The following is a 22,536-nucleotide window of genomic DNA, read 5'->3' on the forward strand; positions in this document are numbered from 1 at the left end:
ACGGAGAACGGCCTCCTCTTTTCTTGTAGTTTTGTTTGATGTAGAGGATTATTACGAGCTAATGTTATAAATTTGCACTTTACTAAGAGAATTAAAATGAAAAGCGAGGGTATTTGTCATGAAAAAAGTGAGAAAAGCAATTATCCCGGCAGCGGGATTAGGAACACGCTTTTTACCAGCAACGAAAGCAATGCCAAAAGAAATGCTTCCAATTGTAGATAAACCAACAATTCAATACATCGTAGAAGAAGCAGTAAAATCAGGCATCGAAGATATTATTATCGTTACTGGTAAAGGAAAGCGCTCTATCGAAGATCATTTTGATAACGCATTTGAATTAGAGCAAAACTTATTAGAGAAGAAAAAGTATGAGTTACTTGAAAAAGTACAAGCTTCTTCTAAAATGGTAGATATCCATTACATTCGTCAAAAAGAACCAAAAGGATTAGGACATGCTGTTTGGTGCGCGCGTAAATTCATTGGTGATGAGCCGTTTGCAGTATTATTAGGCGATGATATCGTTCAAGCTGGAAAACCATGTTTACGTCAATTAATGGACGAGTATGACAAAACACTTTCTTCTGTTATTGGTGTACAAACTGTTCCTGAAGCAGAAACACATCGCTATGGAATTATTGATCCGTTAGAGCAAGAGGGACGTCGTTATCAAGTTCGTAATTTCGTTGAAAAACCAACGCAAGGTACTGCGCCTTCAAACTTAGCGATTATGGGACGTTACATTTTAACTCCTGAAATCTTTATGTTCTTGGAACAGCAACAAGTTGGAGCGGGTGGCGAAATTCAGTTAACGGATGCAATTCAAAACTTAAATGAAATTCAACGTGTATTTGCATATGATTTCGAAGGAAAGCGTTATGACGTTGGTGAAAAATTAGGATTTGTTCAAACAACAATTGAAATGGCATTGCAGCACGAAGAATTACGTGATGATATGCTAGTAATGATGAAGAAAATTTTAGAAGAGCAAATGAAGCAAGAGTCTTAATATATAGGTTTTCATTTTGTGGCATAATCCCTTGTTGGATTGGCAGTAGAGATATGTAATTTACTGCTTAATCTAACAAGGGATTTTTTTGTGAAAAAGACACTCTGGAGAGAGTGTCTTTAATTAGAACTTAAGTTTTAATCGGTGGGTTTCAGTTCATTAGCTTTTGATTTAATATCATCAGTAATAGCGATATTAATATTTCCAGCTGCTTTTTTGTATTCCTGAATTAATGCATTAACATTTTGATTAAATGAAATCAAACTACCACTTGGAGATTGAGCTTGTTCATTAAGTGCAGTTACAATACCATAGATTTTTTTATATTCTTCATAGATTTCTTTATACTTATTTGGCTGTTCTTTTGCAGCCTCAGAGACTAACCTTAAATCTTTTCCCATGCTGTTATAAAATACATCTACAGCTACAACCATTCCATCAATTTCTTTTTTCTTAGATCTAAGTGCAGTATTGAAATCATTTCGACTATCTATTGCGTTTGACCATGTAGTTGAATACTCGGATAACACATATGACGCAGAGTATTCGAAAGTCTCTATTTTGTTATAAAAAGATGCTGCAGCTTTTAAGTAATCAGTTTCTTTTTTCTTTTGAGCTTGAATAGCCTGATATTCTTCCTCCATATTCGTTACTGATGATATAGTAAAGAGAAGAACAATGATTGATATAACTGATGTAAGAAATAGTATTATTGATGTTATAAAGGTTCTTTTTGCTGGTACTTTTCGGATTTTTTTAATGAACCCGATGACAATAAAGATTAAAGTCGCGCATAAACTAATTATAGCAAGAATTAAAAAGAAAAATGCTAGACCATTTCCAAGCGCATATTTCATTCCTAATTCGCTATTTCCATATAATGTATAACCGCTAATTATACTTATTATAAAGAGTAAAGAAAGTACTCCTACACCTATTTTAATAAGTGTGTTTTTTGATAGTTTCACTGATTTTCCTCCGAAAATTGTTTTTATTAGATGTATAAAATGTAATATTTACCGAACTAGCATAGCAAAATTTATTTCTAATCTGTGTCGGATGTTGTCGAAAATAAAAAAAGAGTTATTCCAGTATACTGAAATAACTCTTTTTTATTATGAAATCGTCGAATGAGAATGCTGATAAGCGGAACGACGTACAGCATAGTATATGCGAGGTGCGATAATAGCGCCGATAATTGTAAACGCAATATCCTTTACTGCAAACCACATCATAATCATCCAAGCAGCTTTATAACTCATATTACCACCCATGAAAATATTGACTGCCCCGTACATATAAGTAGTACCGATAATATACGTTAAAATGATTCCGACGAAAGAAGCAATTGCAAAGGTGCTGAATGTTGGTCGTTCTTTTTGTTCTACTAGTTTTCCTGATACGTAAGCAACGATAATAAATGCGATAATAAAACCACCAGTAGGATCTAAAAGTGCTCCAAATCCAGCTTTGAAGTTAGCGAAGATTGGCGCACCTGCTACTCCAACAAGCATGTAAACAGTCATTGATAATGCCCCAAGTCTACTTCCAAGAAGAAGGCCTGCTAAAATTGCGAAAAATGGTTGCATAGACAATGGAACGCCCGCTATTTGTAGGAATGGTGCCCAAGATACAATATTTGCACCAATGGCCATAAGAGCGACGAACATGGCAGCTAATGCTAAATCTAGAACATGAAATCTTTTCATAATGTTAACCTCCTGTTGCGCTTTGGTTAACATTATCGTAGCGAAAATATTTACTTGTTGTCAATCAAAATATTTTGATAAGAAGGCTTTAAATAGTCTCTAAGCAATGTGTATGGAATACGAAATTGCGGGATTCCGCTTGAATAAGGAGCAATTTCATATAAAGGGAAATAAATCACAAGATTATCCGGTTCTAAAAAATAGTGAAAATTTTTTGTGCTCGTTACTTTTTCGACTGCATCAGGAAAATAAATGCTTTCATTTTGTTCAATTTGTCTTACAATCTCTGTGCGAATTATTTCTTTATATTTATCCTCTTGTTGAAATAAATCGTCTAAGTGTAATAATTTTTTTTCGTTTAAATCAAATGTATTTGCCTTCCACGTATAAAGTCCGTGCGCTCCGCCTGTATATTGATAGTAATTCACATATAGACTTAGGAAAGGTGGTTTGTTTAAAGCTACTTTATAGTCAACATTTGCAACGTATGGATGAAAAGGTGTGCTAGATCCTTCTGTTTCTTTATAATATTTATTCGCTTCTTTTTCTAATTTACTTTTAAATTTAGCAGTAGAGTTTTTGTAATAGGAATTCAGCTTATTTTGAAATTTCGAATCAGAAAAGTTGTGAAAGGAAGGCCTATTAATTTGATATTCTATATAAGGTTTCTTACCTTTTTGCGTTACAGTCTTAACATTGATTGTCAGGTTGGATGCTTTGGCTGCTATTGCACAATTTGGTACAATAGTGAGCAAGGAGAACATAAGCAGTAGTATACAAAATTTCTGTTTCATTTAGGTGAAACCTCCTTATATAAGTGTTATAGGTAGTTTGAAATTAAATAGGTAAAATTATACATTTAATTTGAAGTGAGAGAGGTTGAAAACGATATGTCAAAAACTTTAATGGATTCGCTTGGAATTGAGTTGTTAGAAATGACAGAGGATAAGGTGGTTGCTACAATGCCTGTTGATGAACGTACGCATCAGCCGTTTGGATTTTTACATGGCGGTGCATCTGTTGCATTAGCAGAAACTGTGGCAAGCGTTGGTTCATACAATTTAATTGATCAAGAGAAATGTATTTGTTTTGGATTAGAAATTAATGCAAATCATATTCGCTCAAAGCAAGATGGAATTGTAACAGCAATCGGAACACCGATACATAGAGGACAATCGACAATGGTTTGGGATATTCGCATCATTGATGAAAATGATGATTTACTATGCATATCAAGATGTACAGTAGCAATTAAAGAAAAACGTGAAAAATAGAAAAGAGGCGGCTCTTATGAGCTGCCTCTTTTTTTATCCCGCGTTAACGGGCAGTAAAACTCCCACCTCAAAATTCGGCTTGAGCAAAGAAGTTAGGTGGGAGATCAACTGCCCGTAAACGCCCGATTGGTTCAACTAATAATCAGTGGGGGATGAACAAAACCCCCACTGATTAAAGTTTCACTTTATAATTAGAACTGGATTTTCTTCTCTAAGAAACCTTTTAATTCGCTAATTGGCATACGAACTTGTTCCATTGTGTCACGGTCACGTACTGTAACAGCTTTGTCTTCAACTGAGTCGAAGTCGTATGTGATACAGAATGGTGTACCGATTTCGTCTTGACGACGGTAACGTTTACCGATAGAACCAGTTTCGTCAAAGTCTACCACGAAGTCTTTAGCTAGTTCTGCGAATACTTCAGTAGCACCTTCAGATAGCTTTTTAGATAATGGTAAGATCGCTGCTTTGTATGGTGCTAAAGCAGGGTGGAAACGAAGAACTGTACGAGAATCGTTTTCTAATTGCTCTTCTTCATATGCATCACATAAGAATGCTAATGTTACACGGTCTGCACCTAGAGATGGCTCGATACAGTATGGCACGTAACGCTCATTCGTTTGTGGATCAATATAGTTAAAGTCTTCGTTAGAGTGTTCCATGTGACGTTTTAAATCGAAGTCTGTACGAGATGCTACGCCCCAAAGTTCGCCCCAACCGAATGGGAATTTGAACTCAATATCAGTTGTTGCGTTACTGTAGTGAGATAATTCTTCTTCACCGTGGTCACGAAGACGCATGCTTTCTTCAGTCATACCAAGTGAAAGTAACCAGTTTTTACAAGTTTCACGCCAGAATGCGAACCACTCTAAATCTTCACCAGGTTTACAGAAGAATTCAAGTTCCATTTGTTCGAATTCACGTGTACGGAATGTGAAGTTACCTGGTGTAATTTCGTTACGGAAACTTTTACCGATTTGGCCAATACCAAATGGAAGTTTCTTACGCATAGAGCGTTGTACGTTTTTAAAGTTTACGAAAATACCTTGTGCTGTTTCAGGACGAAGGAAGATTTCGTTTGTGCTAGACTCTGTAACACCTTGGAATGTTTTGAACATTAAGTTGAACTGACGAATTTCTGTGAATTCTTGACTACCACAATCTGGGCATTTTACTTCATGTTCTTTCATTAAATCAGCCATTTGGTCGAAAGTAAGACCGTCAACGACCATTTCGATGCCTTTTGCATCTAATGCATCTTCAATTAATTTGTCAGCACGGTGACGAGCTTTACATTTTTTACAGTCGATCATTGGATCGTTAAAGTTACCAACGTGACCAGAAGCGATCCAAGCTTTTGGATTCATTAAAATAGCAGCATCTAAACCAACGTTGTATGGAGATTCTTGAATGAATTTTTTCCACCAAGCTCTTTTAACGTTATTTTTTAATTCGATTCCAAGTGGACCGTAATCCCAAGTGTTTGCAAGACCACCGTAAATTTCAGAACCAGGGAAAACGAAACCGCGATGTTTCGCTAAGTTTACAACTTGTTCCATTGAATACATAATAAAATCCTCCTTTTGAAAGTTAACGTATTTGCGATGACGTGATGGGTAATTTGGAAACGAGGCATCTCCGCTAGCTCCAGCGGCTAAAATGTTCGGTGGCTTCGCTTCTTCCGCCGAGGCCAAAAGCGCCTCTATGTCAGAAGCTCCATCCCCCTCACATTCTGAGCGAGCCGCTTGCGCTTTTAAATTAAGCACAAAAAAGCTCGTCCCTAGGCAATCATGCCTAGGGACGAGCTTGTATATACCCGCGGTTCCACCCTAGTTGATGTGCATTTCGCACATCCACTTTCATCACGTATTGCTCGAGACTGCCGTTTCCTTGCGGCTTCAGGCTTTCACTATCCCTGAATCGCTTTTTGTGCAAGTACTTATAAGTCCGTCATCGCTACTTATATTAATAATAATGAACATATTCTAACACGTTCTTTTTTAAATCACAATAGAGGAGCGTGCCTATCTATGATAGAGTCTCGCCTATTTTTTCGTTATTTATTCCGTAATTTTGCTTAATGTGCTTAATTGCTTCGCGTTTACTTAATGGAGCGAGCTCGTTAGTTTGAACGTATTCCCAAACTACATCTGGCTTTGTTTTTGCATATTCGCGAAGGACCCAGCCGATTGCTTTTTGAATGAAAAATTCTTTTGAGGAATGTAGTTGTCCGATAATCCAGAAAAGGAGTTCTTCATCCATTTTTTGTTTATATTTCAGCTGGAATAAAATAGCGGCACGTTGTAACCATATGTTTTCTGATGCAATCCACTTTGGAATATATGCAGAAATTAATTCTGGATGTTTTAAAAAGATAGCACCTAAAAATGTAGGGACGATGCTATCAACAGAGTCCCACCAAGATTTTGTGACAATAAGTTCTTCTAGAAATGGGATATGAGTTTCGTTTATGTGTTTTTTATATTTTTGCATGATATCGAGTGCAGCCGCTTGAAATTCACGTTCTGGTAAGTCCCAAAGCTCACGTATGATGATTTGGAAGTCCTTTTTATCTGGGAGAGTATGTATTTGAATGACGTCTTTCAATAATTGTCTTCTCTCGGGAGTTTGAATGCCGAGAAACGGGAAGTGATTTTTCATATAACGTGCCATCGGTTCTGCTTTTTCGGGATTTTGATGAGCTGTAAAATGCTCTTGTAATGCCTTTACAAATGGATGCATAGGTATGTGCTCCTCTCTTATTATCTTTCCTCTCTTATTATACAAAGAGTTTGGTTGAATTTTAAAACATAACTTGCACTGTAATGAAATATGTTGAGAAGAGAGAGGAGAGGATAAGATGGAAGATCAAGGCGTACTAGCAGGTTTCTTTGCTCTTAGTTTTGCATTTATTCTTGTTATATTAATTTGGGCCATTATTTCGTATTTGTTAACGGCTTTTGCACTTTATACGATGGCGAAAAATGATGGTGCAACAGATGGCGTTCTTGCGTTTATTCCTTTTATAAATAGTAAGACATGGGGTGACTTAGCGAAAGATAAATTGCCGGATTTCTTGAAAGAAGAAGCAGGGTGGAAAGTATTCGGTATATATGTCGCATGCTTTATTTTTAATTATGTACCAATTATAAGTCTGCTAGCAGCGGCTGTGTCGATTGTGCTGTCTATTTATCTCATTTACGCTATTTTGGACAGATATGGAACGAATGCGATATTATTTACGATTATTCATGTAATCACATTTTCGGTTTTCTTGCCGATTCATTTATTCATTATTCGAAATGAGCCGATGAGGTATAACGAGTAACTTTTCCAAAAATCGGTACTGAATGAGACATAAAAAAGCGCCCTGCTAAGCAGGGCGCTTTTTCTACTACATAAGGTAACGTAAGTAAATGTAAATGTGAGAAATGATTAATGAAACGATCATAATTGGGAAGCCGACTTTAAGGAATTCCATGTAGCTGAATTTATGTCCTTCACGACTTGCGATTCCGGCTACGATTACGTTAGCGGAAGCCCCGATTAATGTTCCGTTTCCACCTAAGCAAGCACCTAATGCTAATGCCCACCATAGTACGTCGATTTGTGCGTCAGAAGGTGATAAACCTAGCCCAACTGCCATATCGTTAATAAGTGGGATCATTGTTGCAACGAATGGAATGTTATCAATTGTTGCAGAGGCGATACCAGATACCCATAGAATAAGGATAGATGCGTGAGAAATATCTCCGCCTGTTATTCCAACTACTTTTTGAGCTAACATTTTGATAAGCCCGATATCGATAAGTCCTCCAACGAGTACGAATAGTCCCGCGAAGAAGAAAATTGTTACCCACTCTACACTTGCGAATACCTCTTCAATTTCATGTTCTTTCACACCAATTAACATAAGGACAGTAGCTCCAGTTAAAGCGATGATAGCTGCATCAATATGGAAAATAGAATGAGTCATGAAACCTAAAATAGTAAATCCAAGTACGGTTAAAGATTTCTTCATTAATACTGGATCTTTAATGTATTGTTTTTCATCTAAGCTCATTAACTTTTTAATTTGTACAGGATCAGCAATTAATTGCTTACGGTATATGAAGTAAAGAATTGTTGCTGTAACAGCAATAATGATGATTACGATAGGTGCTAAGTTGAATAAGAAAGCATTGAAATCTAAATGCTTATTTGCAGAACCAATCATAATATTTGGTGGATCACCAATTAGTGTTGCTGTTCCTCCGATATTTGAAAAAATAATTTCAGAAAGTAAATATGGAACAGGATTTACTTGCAAGATGCGCGTAATAGATAAAGTAACTGGAACAACAAGAAGTACTGTTGTAACGTTATCTAAAAATGCGGAGCCAAGCGCGGTAAGTAAGGAAAGTGAAATTAAAATTTTAATTGGATTTCCTTGTGCTTGTTTAGCTGCTTTAATGGCAACGTATTGGAATACCCCAGACTTACTTGTAATGTTCACTAGGATCATCATACCGATGAGTAGCGTAATTGTTCCCCATTCAATATGTTTCGTAAATGCGTTGTGTAAGTCGACGACACCCACAATTACCATGAGTGCTGCACCAAGAAGTGCGATGACAGCGCGATTAATTTTTTCAGAAATAATAATGGCATATGTAATTAAAAAGACTGCGATAGCAAAATAATACTGCCAGTTTGCGAGCTCTTGCGTTGTCTCGTGCAAAACTCTCATCTCCTTTCGTTTCCTTTTCTTTTCTCTTCTTAGTGTGTCAAAAATGTTCTAGAAGAAACACACATAACGTCATTATAAAGTAGAAAAATGGCAGATGTAAATGAAAGGGGGTATTTTGTCATATTTTCTGCATAGCTCATTTTTTCTTATTTTTAAAAATATTTGCGGGTATTTGACATATATATAAGATACATCCAATCTGAATATTTAAAATGAAATTAGCATTCGAGCTTGTTCGTGTAGGAGTGTCAAATAGAAAGGAATGACAAAAATGATAAGGAAGGGATCGTATGGATGAACAACGATTTTTGTTTTTAGACTTTGAGTTTACGATGCCCCAGCATAGAAAAAAGCCAAAAGGTTTTTTCCCAGAAATTATTGAGGTCGGACTCGTTTCAGTTGTTGGTTGTAAGGTGGAAGATACGTATTCATCGCATGTTAGACCGAAAACATTTCCGTCTTTAACGGATCGATGTAAAAAATTTTTAGGAATTAAACAGGAAGTAGTGGACAAAGGAATTTTTTTTCATGAACTTGTTGAGAAACTTGGAGAATATGAAAAGAGGTGTAAACCGACAATTGTAACGTGGGGAAATATGGATATGAAAGTCTTAAAGCAAAACTGCGAAATGGCGGGAGTAGAGTTTCCATTCTTTGGACAGTGTCGTGATTTATCGCTTGAGTATAAGAAGTTTTTTGGAGAGAGAAATCAAACAGGGCTGTGGAAAGCAATTGAGGCATATGGAAAAGCAGGAACAGGAAAGCATCATTGTGCGCTTGATGATGCGATGACGACATATAATATTTTTAAGTTAGTAGAAAAAGATAAAGAGTATTTAGTCAAACCAGCACCTCCGACATTAGGGGAACTTGTTGATTTTTCGAAAGTGTTAAAGAAAGTGAGTACACAGTAACGACCAAATTGCAAAACATGTAATTTGGTCGTTTTGTTTTTTTAAAGTTTGTAATCTTGCTTCAAGTGCTGAAGTGTTTCTAGACTACGCCCCGCAAAAGGTGAATCATCTTCAGAAAATGAATTCATTTGAGTTTCTAATGCTAATTTTAGTGACTCTGTATAATCCGGAATTTCTCCTTCATATTTCTTCACCATTTGCTCTGGAATGTTCGTCTGTTCACGAAAAGCTAAAGCGCGTCTTTCATGGAAGAATGGTACGTCAGCTTGTTTTACATTATGTAAATCACCTTGCACTGGATGTTTTAAAACAGCTAATACTTTTACGACGTAACTGCCAGGACGGCTATTTGTAATTTCGCCGATGTATTTTCCAGTTTTATAAATACCAGTAACGATTTCACCAATTTCAAATGTTTCTCTCATATTTTTCACCTCAAGTTTATAGTAAGGAAAGTATAAGAAGGAGTCAAAGAAATCAGTTGATTTTTGAATGTCCTTGAGAATATGACAGGCTTCAACTATAATTTAAAATGATATAACAGAAAATTCTGATGTTAATTATTTTCATAAATTCCCTGATAAGGAGTGTTCTATATGATGCCTTTATATTTTCCTGAAGATAAAACGGAGTATATTATTCCAGGTATTGTTTGCGTTCTATTTATCATCGGTGCGGTTGCTACGTGGCGTATGTTTATTCGTGTATCAAAACGAGAAGCAGAGCGATTACAGAAAGTAGAAGAAAAGCTTTTAGCTGAAAAGAAACAGTAGTTCATTTCTGTATGTTTCCTTCTATGCTCGGACAATCTAAGGGCAGAAAGTATTTTGGAGGGAATTGAATGAAGAGACAGCTTTTTTTCAGTTGTTGTTTATTATTTCTAATGGCGGGTTGTGACCAAGGGAAGCCGAAAGAAATTGATGTGAAATTACATAATGCTTCAGGTGATGAAGTTGGGACTGCAAAAGTAGTTCAGCAAACAAGTGGAGTGAAAATTAAGATTAAAGCGGAGGGCTTTACACCAGGAACGCACGGGATACATGTGCATGAAATCGGAGAATGTAAAGCGCCTCGTTTCGAATCATCTGGGAATCATTTTAATCCGGATAATAAAGAACATGGGCTCTTGAATCCGAAAGGTGCGGAAAATGGTGATTTACCGAATATAGTGGCAGACGGTTCGGGAAAGATTAAAGCAGAAATCGATGCTCCGCATATAACGCTTGAAGAAGGAAAAACGACGATTCATAGAAAAGATGGAGCGTCTATTATTATTACAGAAAACGCTGATGATGGTATGACACAACCAACGGGTAAATCTGGTGGCCGAATTGCTTGCGGTGTTATCGTAAAAAAAGTGTCGGATATGAAGAAAAAATAGAAGCTACCGTGAATAGTAGATTTTGTTGTAAAACCGCATGATAGTAAGTGGAATTATATCGATTTATCGAAAAAAAGGAGGCTGTCCCAAAATTATTTTGGGACAGCCTCCTTTTTTATTATGAGAATGTATGGTGTAGTCTGTTTAAAATTTCTTCTAAAACAGATTTAGGACAGCCAATGTTAATTCGGATATGGGCTTCTCCACCTGTTCCGTATTTCTCACCAGGCTCAACGATGATTTTACCTTTCTCTTCAAGCAATGCTGTTCGTTCATCTTGAGAAAGGTCCAAGTGGGAACAATCAATCCACAGTAAAAAACTACCTTCTGGTTTAATTACAGAAAGAGCTGGTATGTGATTTTGAATATACTCACAAGCAAATTGAGCGTTATCTTCAACGTACAATCGAATTTCATTTAGCCAATCATTACATTCTGTATAGGCACTTTGCATTGCTGTATAAGCAAATGTATTTAATCCGTGGAATCCTTGTCTATATTGGATAGACATAAAGGCATTACGGAGATTTTCATTCGGAATAATAATGATCGATGCTTGTAATCCAGCGATATTAAATGTTTTGCTTGGAGCCATACAAGTAATAGTGCGTGCTGCTAATTCTTCAGATAAAGAAGCAAACGGTGTATGAGTATGGTCTCTATAAATAATATCGGCGTGAATTTCATCCGCGACAACGGTTACATTATATTGCGTACATAACGTGCCGAGTTTTGTTAGCTCCTCTTTTGTCCAAATGCGTCCGATAGGATTGTGAGGGCTGCAAAGAAGCATTAGTTTTACACCCTGTTTAAATTGAGTTTCTAGATGCTCGAAGTCTATCTTATATATGCCATTTTGTTTAAACAAGGGACTCTCACATAATTGTCTATTATTTGTTTTGATCATTTCAAAAAATGGTGGATAAATAGGAGGTTGTACGAGTACGGCTTCTCCTTCTTTCGTTATAGCTTGTATGCTCGTACTAAGAGCTGGAACGATACCTGCGCTAAATACAATCCATTCTTTTTGTATTTCCCAATTGTATTGGCTTTTCGTCCAATTACAAATGATATCCCCAATATTTTCAGGAGGAAGTGTATAGCCGAAAATAGGATGTTCTGTGCGTTTTTGTAATGCAGTTTGAATTGGTTTTGGTACTTCAAAATCCATATCGGCAATCCAAGCGTGGATGAGCTCTTCATTTTTATATGTATCCCATTTTGTACTATGTGTTCCGCGACGATTTACCGTTTTATGAAATAGTTGCATATGTTTGCTCCTTTCTTCTGTCAAACTGTTAAGTTATGAAAATTCTCACTCTTCTTATAGAATAGCTGATGTGATACGATAAAGAAAAGCATTAAAAAGTGAAAAGGCGGGAAGCAGATGGGTGCATATGACAAAATGATTGAGGTTGTGAAAAATTGGGATCCGTTTCAAATGGGACCGGAGTTTTATGAAACAGAAGCGAGCGATGTTGTAAACGTCGTAAGTGTGTTTGATGATCCGAAATACATCGCAAAGAAGATTCAACATATATACTTTATGTCTTTTGAAGAAGTACCTGCACTTGAAAAATGCGAAAAATTAGCAGTAGAGTTACTCGTACTAAAAGAAGGCGGAAGTTGTTCATTATAGGCTGTCGGAATTTACGACAGCCTTTTTGTTTATTTTCGTTCGGATTGATTAAAGCTTCACTTTATCCCGTTTTAACGAGCAGTAAGACTCCCGCCTCAAAATTCGGTTGAAGCAAAGAAGATAGGAGGGAAACCAAACTGCCCGTAAAAGCCGGATTGGTGAAGGCTAATAATCCACGGGGATAGGAACCACCACGGTTTAAGGCTTCACTTTATTGCGTCGCAAACGCAATAATTTCTTCATAAACATGATCGGGCTTTTCTTCAGGGAGTAAGTGCCCTGTATTTTCGTAAGAAATGAAAGTTGAATTAGGTAGGTCCTTATGGAGACGGTGTCCTACATGTACAGGGACGACGCGATCTTTTTCACCCCAAATGAGTAATACTGGGGTTTCGATTTTTTGTAATTCAGTTGAAGATAAGTCACCTTCACGGTCTCTTATCATTCGAGTTAAAGCAGGGAATATACGATCATCATAAAAAGGAGCAGCATAGCCTTCCATCATTTCATTGTCAATTAATGAATGGTCATGAACGACATTCATTAAGTTATGAATGATGCCCCTTCGAATAATCCAGTTCTTCACGTATAAGTGGAAGAACGGTAAATAAGAGGAGTACAGTAAAGGTAAGTTTGCGCGTGCTAAATAACTAGAGCTACATAGTAAAATTGTCTTTGAAATTAATTCAGGGCGTAAACGGTTTACAAAGAGTGAAATTTGTCCGCCCATAGAATGACCAACTAATACAATATTCGAGAGAGATAAATGTTCGATTAAATCGATAATAATAGCTGCTAAATTGTGATAAGAATATTTAAAGAGATGAGATTTATCACTTTTTCCGAATGGTGGTAAATCAAGGGCAATTACTGTACCTTTCTTTGTTAGTAAAGGAATGAGTCGTCGATAGCTAAATGAGGAAGAGAGGAAGCCGTGAACGAGTACGAAAGTAGGTCGCTCTTTTTTAGTATTATGTTCATACAATTCGTAATGAATAGTAGTCCCGCGAGTGGAAAAAGTGAAGTAAGGGCATTTGCATTCATGGTTCATTTTTTGTCACTCCATTGATTTTTGTTCATATCATCTCCAGGCAAGAAAAAAATATGTTAACAAAAAAAGGCAAGATGACGATGTCATCTTGCCTTTCGCGTATTTATAATTACCCAAGCACAATATTAGGTGGTGTTTTTCCTTGTAATCCTGCCACTAAATTTTCAGCAGCTGTCATAGCCATTTGCTGCCGAGTTTTTAATGTTGCAGATCCGATGTGCGGTAAAGTTACAACGTTTTGTAATGATAAGAGCGGATTCTCTTTTTGAATCGGCTCTTGTGTAAATGTGTCGATGCCGGCTGCAAATATTTTCTTTTCTGTTAACGCATGAATTAATGCAATTTCATCTACTGTTTTCCCGCGAGAAGCATTAATGAAAATTGCTGTTTCTTTCATTAGTGAAAATTCCTTTTCACCGATAAGATGATAGGTTTCATCTGTTAATGGAGTAAGAAGAATAATAAAATCAGATTGTTGGATTAGAGTTTGTAAATCACAATATGTAGCATCAAATTTTTGTTCAGCTTCTTCTTTACGGCGACGGTTATAGTAAAGGACATTCATATCAAAGCCGAATTTCGCTCGTTTTGCGACAGCTTCTCCAATTCTTCCCATTCCGATAATACCGATCGTACTATGATGTACATCTAGTCCGAAGTGTTCTTTTCCGATTTCAGCGTTCCATTCACCATTTTTTACATAGGAATTGAGTTCGCAAACACGGCGACCAGCAGATAACATAAGAGCGAAAACGAGATCGGCTACTGTATCATCTAACACATATGGAGTATTTGTTCCGATAACATTTTGTTTTTCCATCGCTTTTAAATCAAAGTTATCATGGCCAACAGAAATGTTACTTACTACTTTTAAATTAGGAGCAGCCTGCAATAACTCTTCATTTATAGTAGATCCGAAATTTAATAACCCATCTTTATCTTTTATTTTTTCCAATAGAACATCACGAGGTACTTTCTCGTCTTGATCCCATTTTTCAAAATCACAGTGTTCTGATAAATAGTTTTCTACAAATGTTGGAACTGGTTCGGCAATATATACTTTTGGTTTCACGGTTCCATCCCCTTTCCTCTTTACCCGGATTGGTGTGTGCTAATAATCAGCGGGTATGAAGCTCCCACTGATTAAAGTTTCATTGGGGCAGTAAGACCCCCACCTCCAAAAACGGCTGAAACAAAGAGGTTAGGTGGGAGTCCGGGTTGCCCGTAAAAGCCCGATTGGTGAAGGCTAATAATCAGTGGGGATGAATCCTCCCACTGATTAAAGTTTCACTTTATTTTGACATAATTCTCAAAAAAAATCTTCTTTTCAAACCGGAAAGAGTATTTGTATAATTTAGACACAAACTAAAAGGAAGGATGATTTATATGGTGACAGAGAAAGAATTGGAATTATTAGCTTGTCTTGAAAAGAATAGTCGTTTATCTGTAGATACATTAGCGAAGTTGTTAAATATAGAAGTAGAAGAAGCGAAAAAAATGGTTGCGAAATTAGAAAGTGAAAAGATTATCGTGGACTATGTAACACATATCGATTGGACAAAAGTGAAAGAACATACTGGTTTAACGGCGATGATTGATGTGAAAGTTACACCGAAGCGTGGTGTGGGTTTTGATGCAGTAGCTGAACAAATTTATCGCTATTCAGAAGTGAAATCCGTTTATTTAATGTCTGGAACATATGACCTTTCCATTACATTAGAAGGGAAGACGATGGGAGAAGTAGCAATGTTTGTTTCTGAGAGATTAGCAACAATTGAATCTGTCGTTTCAACGACAACTCATTTTATTTTGAAGAAGTATAAACATGAGGGGATTATTTATGAAAAGACAGATGATGATAAGAGAATTGTGGTGACACCGTGAAGCAATTTGACCTATCTAGAGTAGCAGAATCTTTACAACCGTCCGGTATACGAAAGTTTTTTGATTTAGCGGCAAGTATGAAAGGTGTTATTTCACTTGGAGTGGGGGAGCCGGACTTTGTTACCCCTTGGAATGTAAGGCAAGCATGTATTCGTTCTTTAGAACAAGGATATACGTCATATACAGCAAATGCAGGATTATTGGAGCTCCGTCAAGAAATAGCAAAGTATCTAAAGAAACAATTTGCAGTATCTTATGATCCGAATGATGAAATCATTGTTACAGTTGGAGCGAGTCAAGCGCTAGATGTAGCGATGCGCGCTATTGTAAATCCTGATGATGAAATACTTATTATTGAACCAAGCTTCGTTTCGTATGCACCGCTTGTTACGTTAGCGGGCGGGGTCCCAGTTCCAGTAGCGACTTCATTAGAAGATGAATTTAAAGTACAGCCAAATCAAATTGAAGCAGCTATTACAACGAAAACAAAGGCAATATTACTTTGTTCCCCCAATAACCCAACAGGCGCAATGTTAAATAAATCCGAATTAGAAAAGCTAGCAGTTATTGTTGAGAAGTATAATTTAATCGTGTTATCTGATGAAATTTATGCAGAGCTCGTATACGACGAAGCATATACGAGTTTCGCGAGTATTAAAAATATGCGTGACCATACGATTTTAATTTCAGGGTTTTCAAAAGGGTTTGCCATGACGGGATGGCGTCTTGGGATGATTGCAGCCCCTGTGCAATTTTCAGAATTAATGCTCAAAATCCACCAGTATTCAATGATGTGTGCACCGACGATGTCTCAATTTGCAGCGCTTGAAGCATTACGCGGGGGAAATGATGAAGTAATTCGAATGAGAGATAGCTATAAAAAACGTCGTAACTTTATGACGACATCTTTCAATGAAATGGGCTTAACATGTCATGTGCCAGGCGGGGCATTTTATGTCTTCCCTTCTATAGCTTCAACTGGACTATCTTCAGCAGAATTTGCAGAACAGTTATTATTAGAAGAAAAAGTGGCTGTTGTTCCTGGAAATGTGTTTGGCGGGAGTGGTGAAGGATTTATTCGTTGTTCATATGCAACATCGCTTGAGCAACTTATGGAAGCAATGAAGAGAATGGAACGGTTCATAGAGAATAAAAAAAGGACAAAACATAATACGTTTTGTCCATAAAAGGGGGGGAATACTAGAAAGCCATGTGTTAGTATTCTATCCTAATATTGGATAATTATACGTATTATAGGAAATTTTTTCATGGATTTTGAATGAGCTCTATCATAGTGGTATAATTTACTAATATAAGGTGGGAGTATCCTCGGGGTTTTACTTAGGATACTTACCACTAATCGGATATTTAACAATAAATACATCTGCTTTGCTATTTACAATTGTAGAGAAAATGGTAAACGTATGGGAGTGTTTCACATGTCAGAACAATATACAACGGGAGTGGTTGTAACAGGGAAAGTAACTGGAATTCAAGATTACGGTGCATTTGTAGCTTTGGATGCAGAAACACAAGGACTTGTGCATATATCTGAAATCACAAATGGTTATGTAAAAGACATTCATGACTTTTTGAAGGTCGGAGATACAGTAGAAGTAAAGGTACTTTCAATTGATGAAGAGCACAGGAAAATGAGTTTATCGTTAAAAGCTGCGAAAAGAAAACAAGGAAGGGTTCTTATACTGAATCCATCTGATAAAGGGTTCAATACGCTGCGAGAAAAGCTAGCAGAATGGATTGAAGAATCGGAGGTAATAAAGTAAAAGAGGAACGCATATGAGCGTTCCTCTTTTACTGTGACTTATGATATATATTTTTGCAAATATGATTGCATGCAATCATATTCGTATGTCGGAGGCGAAAAGACATACTGACTATTGAATTTCATGTGTTTCTGGGTGAGTACCAAGATTCTCGGATGGTTTAAATAGTAAGCCGAGATTGATAAGCCCAGAAATACCAACGATGCCGTAAATAATACGTGCAAGAGCTGAGTTCTGTCCACCGAAAATAGCCGCTACTAAGTCAAACTGGAAGAACCCAATAAGTCCCCAGTTAACAGCGCCGATTACAGTGAAGACTAATGCGATACGTTGTAGAGTACTCATGAAAAGTCCCCCTTAATGTGAAACGTGAGCAAGCAAGGAGTTAATAAGAAAATTTAACTCCTTTATAGAATGGTATAGTTTTGTTGTTTTTATACATGAAAAATGTACGAAAAATGATGTATATACATCTATACCGAAAAATGCGAATTTTTATGCAAAAAATGAACTTTTTCTAAAAAATAAATAATGGTTACGTTTACAATTATTGAATCGCTTGATTTACAACTTTAGTTTCGCTAAAGTGAATACAGAAATACATATACATAATTGGAGGGAAAAAGATGAGTACACATGTAACGTTCGACTATTCTAAAGCGTTATCCTTCATCGGTGAAAATGAACTAACTTATTTACGTGATGCAGTAAAAGTAACACATCATGCAATCCACGAAAAAACTGGAGCTGGGAACGATTTCCTTGGGTGGGTAGAGCTTCCGCTTCAATATGATAAAGAAGAATTTGCTCGCATTCAAAAATGCGCAGAAAAAATTAAAAATGACTCTGACATTTTACTTGTTGTAGGTATTGGTGGTTCTTACCTAGGAGCACGCGCAGCAATCGAAATGTTAAACCATTCTTTCTATAACACGCTTTCTAAAGAACAACGTAAAACTCCACAAGTGCTATTTGTTGGACAAAACATTAGCTCCACTTACATGAAAGATTTAATGGACGTACTAGAAGGTAAAGACTTTTCTATTAACGTTATTTCCAAATCAGGTACAACAACAGAGCCTGCAATCGCATTCCGTATTTTCCGTAAATTATTAGAAGAAAAGTATGGAAAAGAAGAAGCACGCAAACGTATTTATGCGACTACAGATAAAGCGCGCGGTGCTTTAAAAACATTATCTGATAATGAAGGCTACGAAACGTTCGTTATTCCAGATGATGTTGGCGGTCGTTTCTCTGTATTAACACCAGTAGGTTTATTACCAATCGCTGTAAGTGGCCTAAACATTGAAGAGATGATGAAAGGTGCAGCTGCTGGTCATAATGACTTCGCGAAATCAGAACTTGAAGAAAACCCAGCTTACCAATACGCAGTAGTTCGTAATGCCCTATACAATAAAGGGAAAACAATTGAAATGCTTGTTAACTATGAGCCAGCACTGCACTACTTCTCTGAGTGGTGGAAACAGTTATTTGGTGAAAGTGAAGGAAAAGATCAAAAAGGTATTTTCCCATCTTCAGCAAACTTCTCAACTGACTTACACTCATTAGGTCAATACATTCAAGAAGGCCGTCGTGACCTATTCGAAACAGTTCTTAAAGTAGGTAAATCTACACACGAACTAAAAATCGAATTAGATGACAACGATTTAGATGGATTAAACTATCTTGCTGGTGAAACTATAGACTTCGTAAACACAAAAGCATACGAAGGTACATTACTTGCACATAGCGATGGCGGAGTACCAAACTTAATCGTAAACATTCCAGAACTAAACGAGTACACATTCGGTTACCTTGTATACTTCTTCGAAAAAGCATGTGCGATGAGTGGCTACCTATTAGGCGTAAATCCATTTGACCAACCAGGAGTAGAAGCGTACAAGAAAAATATGTTTGCTCTACTTGGAAAACCAGGATTTGAAGAGTTAAAAGCAGAATTAGAAGAGCGTTTAAAATAATAAAAAGCGATCGGGTCTCCGATCGCTTTTTATTATTTTACTGAAAAGTACATCGGTATATTCAAACTAGAATGGGTATGCTAAAGGAAAAGTCTAGGAGGGATGGGCTTGATTCCGATTCAATCAAATTTAGAAGGACGTACATATGCGTTATATAAGTTAGAAGAGGTTATGAAACCACTTGGATATAGTATTGGTGGCAATTGGGATTATGATAAAGGATGTTTTGATTATAAAATCGACGAAGAAGATGGCTATCAATTTTTACGAGTACCATTTACAGCGGTGGATGGAGAACTAGATGTGCCTGAGGTAGTAGTCCGTCTTGAAACGCCGTATATTCTTTCGCATGTATATCAAGACGAACTAGATGATAATGTTAATACTTTAACAGCTGGAACGAGTGGATTTGATCAATTTGCTGAGCCGAAAGATCCCGATGGAGACGTGAAAAGAAAATATATCAGTATTGGTAAAGTACTAGTACAAGAACTAGAAAGTCATTTTTTTAATGGTGAATAACAATGAGTATGTCGCTTTCGATGAGAATGAAAGAATGAACTGGATTGATCATATATTGTTCGTCGCGCTTTACACCTAGTAAGAGAATGTTTTGCTTTAAAAGAGTATAGCTACAATTTGCAAAGGATTGTCCTATACAGGACGGGGAAATCTCCATCAGTTGTAATTTGTTATCAGAGATTTCATCGTAAAGTGAGAATAGTACACCTGAAATGGAAGGGAATAAAAGAGAAGCGGTAAATACATAGCTCGTTAATTTATTTCCTTCTATAATTTCTGATACGCCAGCTCTCGTTGCATTTTGGATTTGTTCAGAAGTAAGAAGTTCAGCGATGCAGTGAATGTTTGGATTAAGTCCTTTTGCAGTTAAAATATTTAAAATGGACTGTGTATCTGCTAAGCTTTCGTTCTTCTCTTTATCCGCTGTTATTAATATAGTGTGAGCTGTTGTAATGTTAGCTTTTAATAAAGTTTGATCGTGATGCGGACAACCTTTTATAAATTCTAAATGATGAAATGGCTTTGGCAGTAAAGAAAGTGTTTCATCAATTAAAATGATATCAAGGTTCGGTTGTAATATGTGCATTTGTTTTACAACATGTTTTGCACGTTCATTCCAGCCAACGATAATCATATGACCATTAGAGGTAGCAGCTGCTTCTCCTTTAATTTTCATATATTGTTTATTAATCATGTCGGTAGCGAATAGAACCATATAATAAGAACAAAATCCAGTTCCTAATAAAATAATGCCTATACCAATAAGTTTTCCTATCGTTGTATGAGGGGCAAAATCGCCGTATCCAACGGTGAAAATGGTAACGATTGACCACCAAACCCCGTCGAACCATGTGGTGAAGTGAGCTGGCTCTAATATATGTATAAGAAAGCCGGAGAAGGCAGTAAGTACAATAATAAAACAAATTAAACGAAAAATAATGGAATCACGAAATGTATCTACTAAATTCGGACGGGATTTCAAGTTCCTATTCCTCCTTACTTTTCAGGACTACATTCATTGTTACCATTATAGAAAAAAGAAAAACTCTCTAATTAAAAAGAGAGTTTTTCTGTAACTACTCAGTCCCCCTATGAAAAAACGCCAGAAAAGCATTTTTTTAAATGGTTGAGATGGACTGGCTATGTATAGGAGCGGTCAGTGCCTTTTCCTGCCACGCGCAAAGTTTTAAAACAAAGAAGGGTAGCGAGGTGTAGGTCCATTTTTATCTCCATGGCAGTAATCTATATGCTGAAAAATGAAAAAATATATAGGCAATAAGGTACGTATTTTCGCTGGGATAATACTCCTTACCAAAATGCTAAATGAAATGTACGGCTGAGTAGTTACGTTTTTCTTTATGTTACATACTCTCCACTTCAGTTTGTTGAACACTTTCAAGATGCTGAAGAGCATAATAAACATCGGCAGTATGTCTTTTTTGATCGATAGACAATTTAAGATGTAAGTAGTGAGCGCCGTTTTCTAATGTTTTGAGCTTCATATTTTTAACCTTTATATCCATCTCTTTTATTTCTTCAATTACAATGGGGATATTGTCCATATTTCGTACAACGAGTTTAACTGCGATATCACGTTGACGAAATGATCTAGGGCCGACGAATTTCATAGTTAATGGGATAAGTTCTACACTAATCATAAGGAAACACATCCCGAAAATCGCCTCGATATAGAAGCCGGCTCCAACGGCAATGCCAATACCAGAAGCACCCCAAATCATAGCAGCAGTCGTTAGTCCCGCAATACTATCGTTTCCTCTTCGTAAAATTACACCGGCACCTAAAAAGCCGATTCCTGATACGATTTGAGCGGCAAGTCGAAGTGGATCCATATTCATATGATCGGTATGTGGTAAGTTATAAGCTGCTTTAATAGAAACAATAGTCAGGAGGCAACTAATAATAGAAATAACTAAACAAGTTTTTAAACCGAGTGGTTTACGTTTTAATTCGCGCTCTAAACCGATAGCGAATCCTAAAATAGCCGAGAGACCTAATTTTATTAATAAGTCGGTGTAGTCCATGTATATTCCTCCTTGTATGATATGGTATATGAATAAAACATTTATCCCGCATTAACGGGCAGTAAGCCCTCGCCTCAAAATTCGCCGAATGCGAGAAAGTTAGGTGGGAGACAACTGCCCGTAAATGCCCGATTGGTTCAACTAATAATCAGTGGGGGATGAACACCCCCCACTGATTAAAGTTTCACTTTATATAGAAAGAAACGCTTTTTGGCAGAGTGACTTTATATAGAATATATGTAGGAATTACTTAGAAATGAAAGAGATATTTCGTTTAAGTATATGATATTAAAAAAGAAATGTAGTTGGTTTAAAAAAAGTTTTCAAAAGGTGTTGCATTTCGTTTTTTCACATGATATATTAATAACCGTCGCTGATGCGGAAACGCAGAAAACGACAAAAAAGAAATTGAAAAACTTAGTTGACATCGAAAAACGAAGATGTTAACATAAGGAAGTCGCAAATGAGCGACCAAGTAGTTCTTTGAAAACTGAACGAAACAAACAACGTGAACGTCAATTTTTATTTTTAGATGCTAGACAAACTAACTTTATTGGAGAGTTTGATCCTGGCTCAGGATGAACGCTGGCGGCGTGCCTAATACATGCAAGTCGAGCGAATG

The 22,536-nt window shown here is 36.7% G+C and carries 25 protein-coding genes and 1 rRNA gene; 13 read left to right on the plus strand and 13 right to left on the minus strand.

All coding sequences use genetic code 11. The features are described 5' to 3' along the window. Positions 1-118 precede the first annotated feature (118 nt). A complete protein-coding gene (gene galU, locus MR071_RS01475; RefSeq protein WP_242234680.1) occupies positions 119-1,006 on the plus strand; it encodes a UTP--glucose-1-phosphate uridylyltransferase GalU in 888 nt (295 codons plus the stop codon). A gap of 137 nt (positions 1,007-1,143) precedes the next feature. On the opposite strand, the gene MR071_RS01480 is transcribed toward galU, so the two are convergent. From MR071_RS01480 to MR071_RS01490, 3 genes are all read right to left on the minus strand, one after another. Next, positions 1,144-1,974: an MFS transporter gene (locus tag MR071_RS01480; protein ID WP_105585461.1), complete on the minus strand. Its 831-nt coding sequence runs from the start codon at positions 1,972-1,974 to the stop codon at positions 1,144-1,146. A gap of 147 nt (positions 1,975-2,121) precedes the next feature. After that, entirely contained in the window at positions 2,122-2,715 is a 594-nt protein-coding gene (locus tag MR071_RS01485; RefSeq protein ID WP_105585460.1) for a biotin transporter BioY, read from the minus strand. Positions 2,716-2,765: 50 nt separating this feature from the next. Then, complete coding sequence (locus MR071_RS01490) at positions 2,766-3,509, minus strand: DUF3298 and DUF4163 domain-containing protein (RefSeq protein ID WP_105585459.1); 744 nt, start codon at positions 3,507-3,509, stop codon at positions 2,766-2,768. Positions 3,510-3,605: 96 nt separating this feature from the next. Between MR071_RS01490 and MR071_RS01495 the strand changes: the two genes are divergently transcribed. Further along, positions 3,606-3,989 (plus strand): hotdog fold thioesterase, encoded by a 384-nt coding sequence (locus MR071_RS01495; protein WP_002145111.1) that lies wholly within the window; start codon positions 3,606-3,608, stop codon positions 3,987-3,989. 191 nt (positions 3,990-4,180) lie between these two features. Here the strand turns inward: MR071_RS01495 and MR071_RS01500 are convergent, their stop codons facing one another. Next, positions 4,181-5,557: a glycine--tRNA ligase gene (locus MR071_RS01500; protein WP_105585458.1), complete on the minus strand. Its 1,377-nt coding sequence runs from the start codon at positions 5,555-5,557 to the stop codon at positions 4,181-4,183. Positions 5,558-6,017: 460 nt separating this feature from the next. After that, a complete protein-coding gene (locus MR071_RS01505; protein ID WP_105585457.1) occupies positions 6,018-6,731 on the minus strand; it encodes a DNA alkylation repair protein in 714 nt (237 codons plus the stop codon). A 118-nt stretch (positions 6,732-6,849) separates the two neighbouring features. Here MR071_RS01505 and MR071_RS01510 point away from each other — a divergent pair, with 118 nt between their 5' ends. After that, the gene (locus MR071_RS01510; protein ID WP_242234682.1) at positions 6,850-7,317 is read left to right on the plus strand and encodes a hypothetical protein; all 468 of its coding nucleotides are present in this window, start codon (positions 6,850-6,852) and stop codon (positions 7,315-7,317) included. A gap of 66 nt (positions 7,318-7,383) precedes the next feature. Here the strand turns inward: MR071_RS01510 and MR071_RS01515 are convergent, their stop codons facing one another. Further along, entirely contained in the window at positions 7,384-8,709 is a 1,326-nt protein-coding gene (locus MR071_RS01515) for an ArsB/NhaD family transporter (protein ID WP_142395811.1), read from the minus strand. A 299-nt stretch (positions 8,710-9,008) separates the two neighbouring features. Here MR071_RS01515 and kapD point away from each other — a divergent pair, with 299 nt between their 5' ends. Then, on the plus strand, positions 9,009-9,632 hold the full coding sequence (gene kapD, locus MR071_RS01520; RefSeq protein WP_105585454.1) for a 3'-5' exonuclease KapD: 624 nt from the start codon (positions 9,009-9,011) through the stop codon (positions 9,630-9,632). A gap of 41 nt (positions 9,633-9,673) precedes the next feature. Here the strand turns inward: kapD and kapB are convergent, their stop codons facing one another. Continuing rightward, complete coding sequence (kapB, locus tag MR071_RS01525; protein ID WP_105585453.1) at positions 9,674-10,057, minus strand: kinase-associated lipoprotein KapB; 384 nt, start codon at positions 10,055-10,057, stop codon at positions 9,674-9,676. A gap of 171 nt (positions 10,058-10,228) precedes the next feature. Here kapB and MR071_RS01530 point away from each other — a divergent pair, with 171 nt between their 5' ends. After that, positions 10,229-10,405, plus strand: coding sequence for a hypothetical protein (locus tag MR071_RS01530; RefSeq protein ID WP_000982763.1), 177 nt, complete (start codon positions 10,229-10,231; stop codon positions 10,403-10,405). A 68-nt stretch (positions 10,406-10,473) separates the two neighbouring features. Continuing rightward, complete coding sequence (locus MR071_RS01535) at positions 10,474-11,013, plus strand: superoxide dismutase family protein (protein ID WP_105585452.1); 540 nt, start codon at positions 10,474-10,476, stop codon at positions 11,011-11,013. A 118-nt stretch (positions 11,014-11,131) separates the two neighbouring features. Here MR071_RS01535 and MR071_RS01540 read toward each other — a convergent pair whose 3' ends face one another. Then, positions 11,132-12,283 carry a MalY/PatB family protein gene (locus MR071_RS01540; protein ID WP_242234684.1) on the minus strand — a complete coding sequence of 384 codons (1,152 nt, stop codon included), beginning with the start codon at positions 12,281-12,283 and terminating at the stop codon, positions 11,132-11,134. A 117-nt stretch (positions 12,284-12,400) separates the two neighbouring features. Between MR071_RS01540 and MR071_RS01545 the strand changes: the two genes are divergently transcribed. After that, positions 12,401-12,652, plus strand: coding sequence for a YugE family protein (locus MR071_RS01545; protein WP_002015854.1), 252 nt, complete (start codon positions 12,401-12,403; stop codon positions 12,650-12,652). Between the two features lie 211 nt (positions 12,653-12,863). Here MR071_RS01545 and MR071_RS01550 read toward each other — a convergent pair whose 3' ends face one another. Together MR071_RS01550 and MR071_RS01555 are read right to left on the minus strand one after the other, a co-directional pair. Next, positions 12,864-13,703 (minus strand): alpha/beta fold hydrolase, encoded by an 840-nt coding sequence (locus tag MR071_RS01550; protein WP_105585450.1) that lies wholly within the window; start codon positions 13,701-13,703, stop codon positions 12,864-12,866. A gap of 109 nt (positions 13,704-13,812) precedes the next feature. Continuing rightward, positions 13,813-14,805, minus strand: a complete 993-nt coding sequence (locus MR071_RS01555; protein ID WP_105585449.1) for a 2-hydroxyacid dehydrogenase — start codon at positions 14,803-14,805, stop codon at positions 13,813-13,815. A 284-nt stretch (positions 14,806-15,089) separates the two neighbouring features. Here MR071_RS01555 and MR071_RS01560 point away from each other — a divergent pair, with 284 nt between their 5' ends. From MR071_RS01560 to yugI, 3 genes are all read left to right on the plus strand, one after another. Then, positions 15,090-15,587 carry an Lrp/AsnC family transcriptional regulator gene (locus MR071_RS01560; protein WP_142395810.1) on the plus strand — a complete coding sequence of 166 codons (498 nt, stop codon included), beginning with the start codon at positions 15,090-15,092 and terminating at the stop codon, positions 15,585-15,587. Then, complete coding sequence (locus MR071_RS01565; protein WP_016096635.1) at positions 15,584-16,774, plus strand: aminotransferase; 1,191 nt, start codon at positions 15,584-15,586, stop codon at positions 16,772-16,774. Before MR071_RS01560 ends, MR071_RS01565 begins: the two co-directional genes overlap by 4 nt. Positions 16,775-17,026: 252 nt before the next feature. After that, a complete protein-coding gene (gene yugI, locus MR071_RS01570) occupies positions 17,027-17,371 on the plus strand; it encodes a S1 domain-containing post-transcriptional regulator GSP13 (RefSeq protein WP_105585447.1) in 345 nt (114 codons plus the stop codon). Positions 17,372-17,482: 111 nt separating this feature from the next. Here yugI and MR071_RS01575 read toward each other — a convergent pair whose 3' ends face one another. Further along, positions 17,483-17,716, minus strand: a complete 234-nt coding sequence (locus tag MR071_RS01575) for a DUF378 domain-containing protein (RefSeq protein WP_002034535.1) — start codon at positions 17,714-17,716, stop codon at positions 17,483-17,485. 281 nt (positions 17,717-17,997) lie between these two features. Between MR071_RS01575 and MR071_RS01580 the strand changes: the two genes are divergently transcribed. Both MR071_RS01580 and MR071_RS01585 read left to right on the plus strand, forming a co-directional pair. Further along, entirely contained in the window at positions 17,998-19,350 is a 1,353-nt protein-coding gene (locus tag MR071_RS01580; RefSeq protein WP_002015845.1) for a glucose-6-phosphate isomerase, read from the plus strand. Between the two features lie 108 nt (positions 19,351-19,458). Then, positions 19,459-19,872: a YugN-like family protein gene (locus MR071_RS01585; RefSeq protein ID WP_142395809.1), complete on the plus strand. Its 414-nt coding sequence runs from the start codon at positions 19,459-19,461 to the stop codon at positions 19,870-19,872. Here the strand turns inward: MR071_RS01585 and MR071_RS01590 are convergent. Together MR071_RS01590 and MR071_RS01595 are read right to left on the minus strand one after the other, a co-directional pair. Further along, positions 19,859-20,854: an ion channel gene (locus MR071_RS01590; RefSeq protein WP_105585445.1), complete on the minus strand. Its 996-nt coding sequence runs from the start codon at positions 20,852-20,854 to the stop codon at positions 19,859-19,861. The genes MR071_RS01585 and MR071_RS01590 overlap by 14 nt on opposite strands. A gap of 379 nt (positions 20,855-21,233) precedes the next feature. After that, on the minus strand, positions 21,234-21,914 hold the full coding sequence (locus MR071_RS01595; RefSeq protein WP_105585444.1) for an MgtC/SapB family protein: 681 nt from the start codon (positions 21,912-21,914) through the stop codon (positions 21,234-21,236). Between the two features lie 550 nt (positions 21,915-22,464). Here MR071_RS01595 and MR071_RS01600 point away from each other — a divergent pair. Next, positions 22,465-22,536: ribosomal RNA gene (locus MR071_RS01600) — 16S ribosomal RNA — on the plus strand; the annotation flags it as partial.

It is taken from the genome of Bacillus cereus group sp. BfR-BA-01316, from assembly GCF_022664195.1.
GTDB lineage: Bacteria > Bacillota > Bacilli > Bacillales > Bacillaceae_G > Bacillus_A.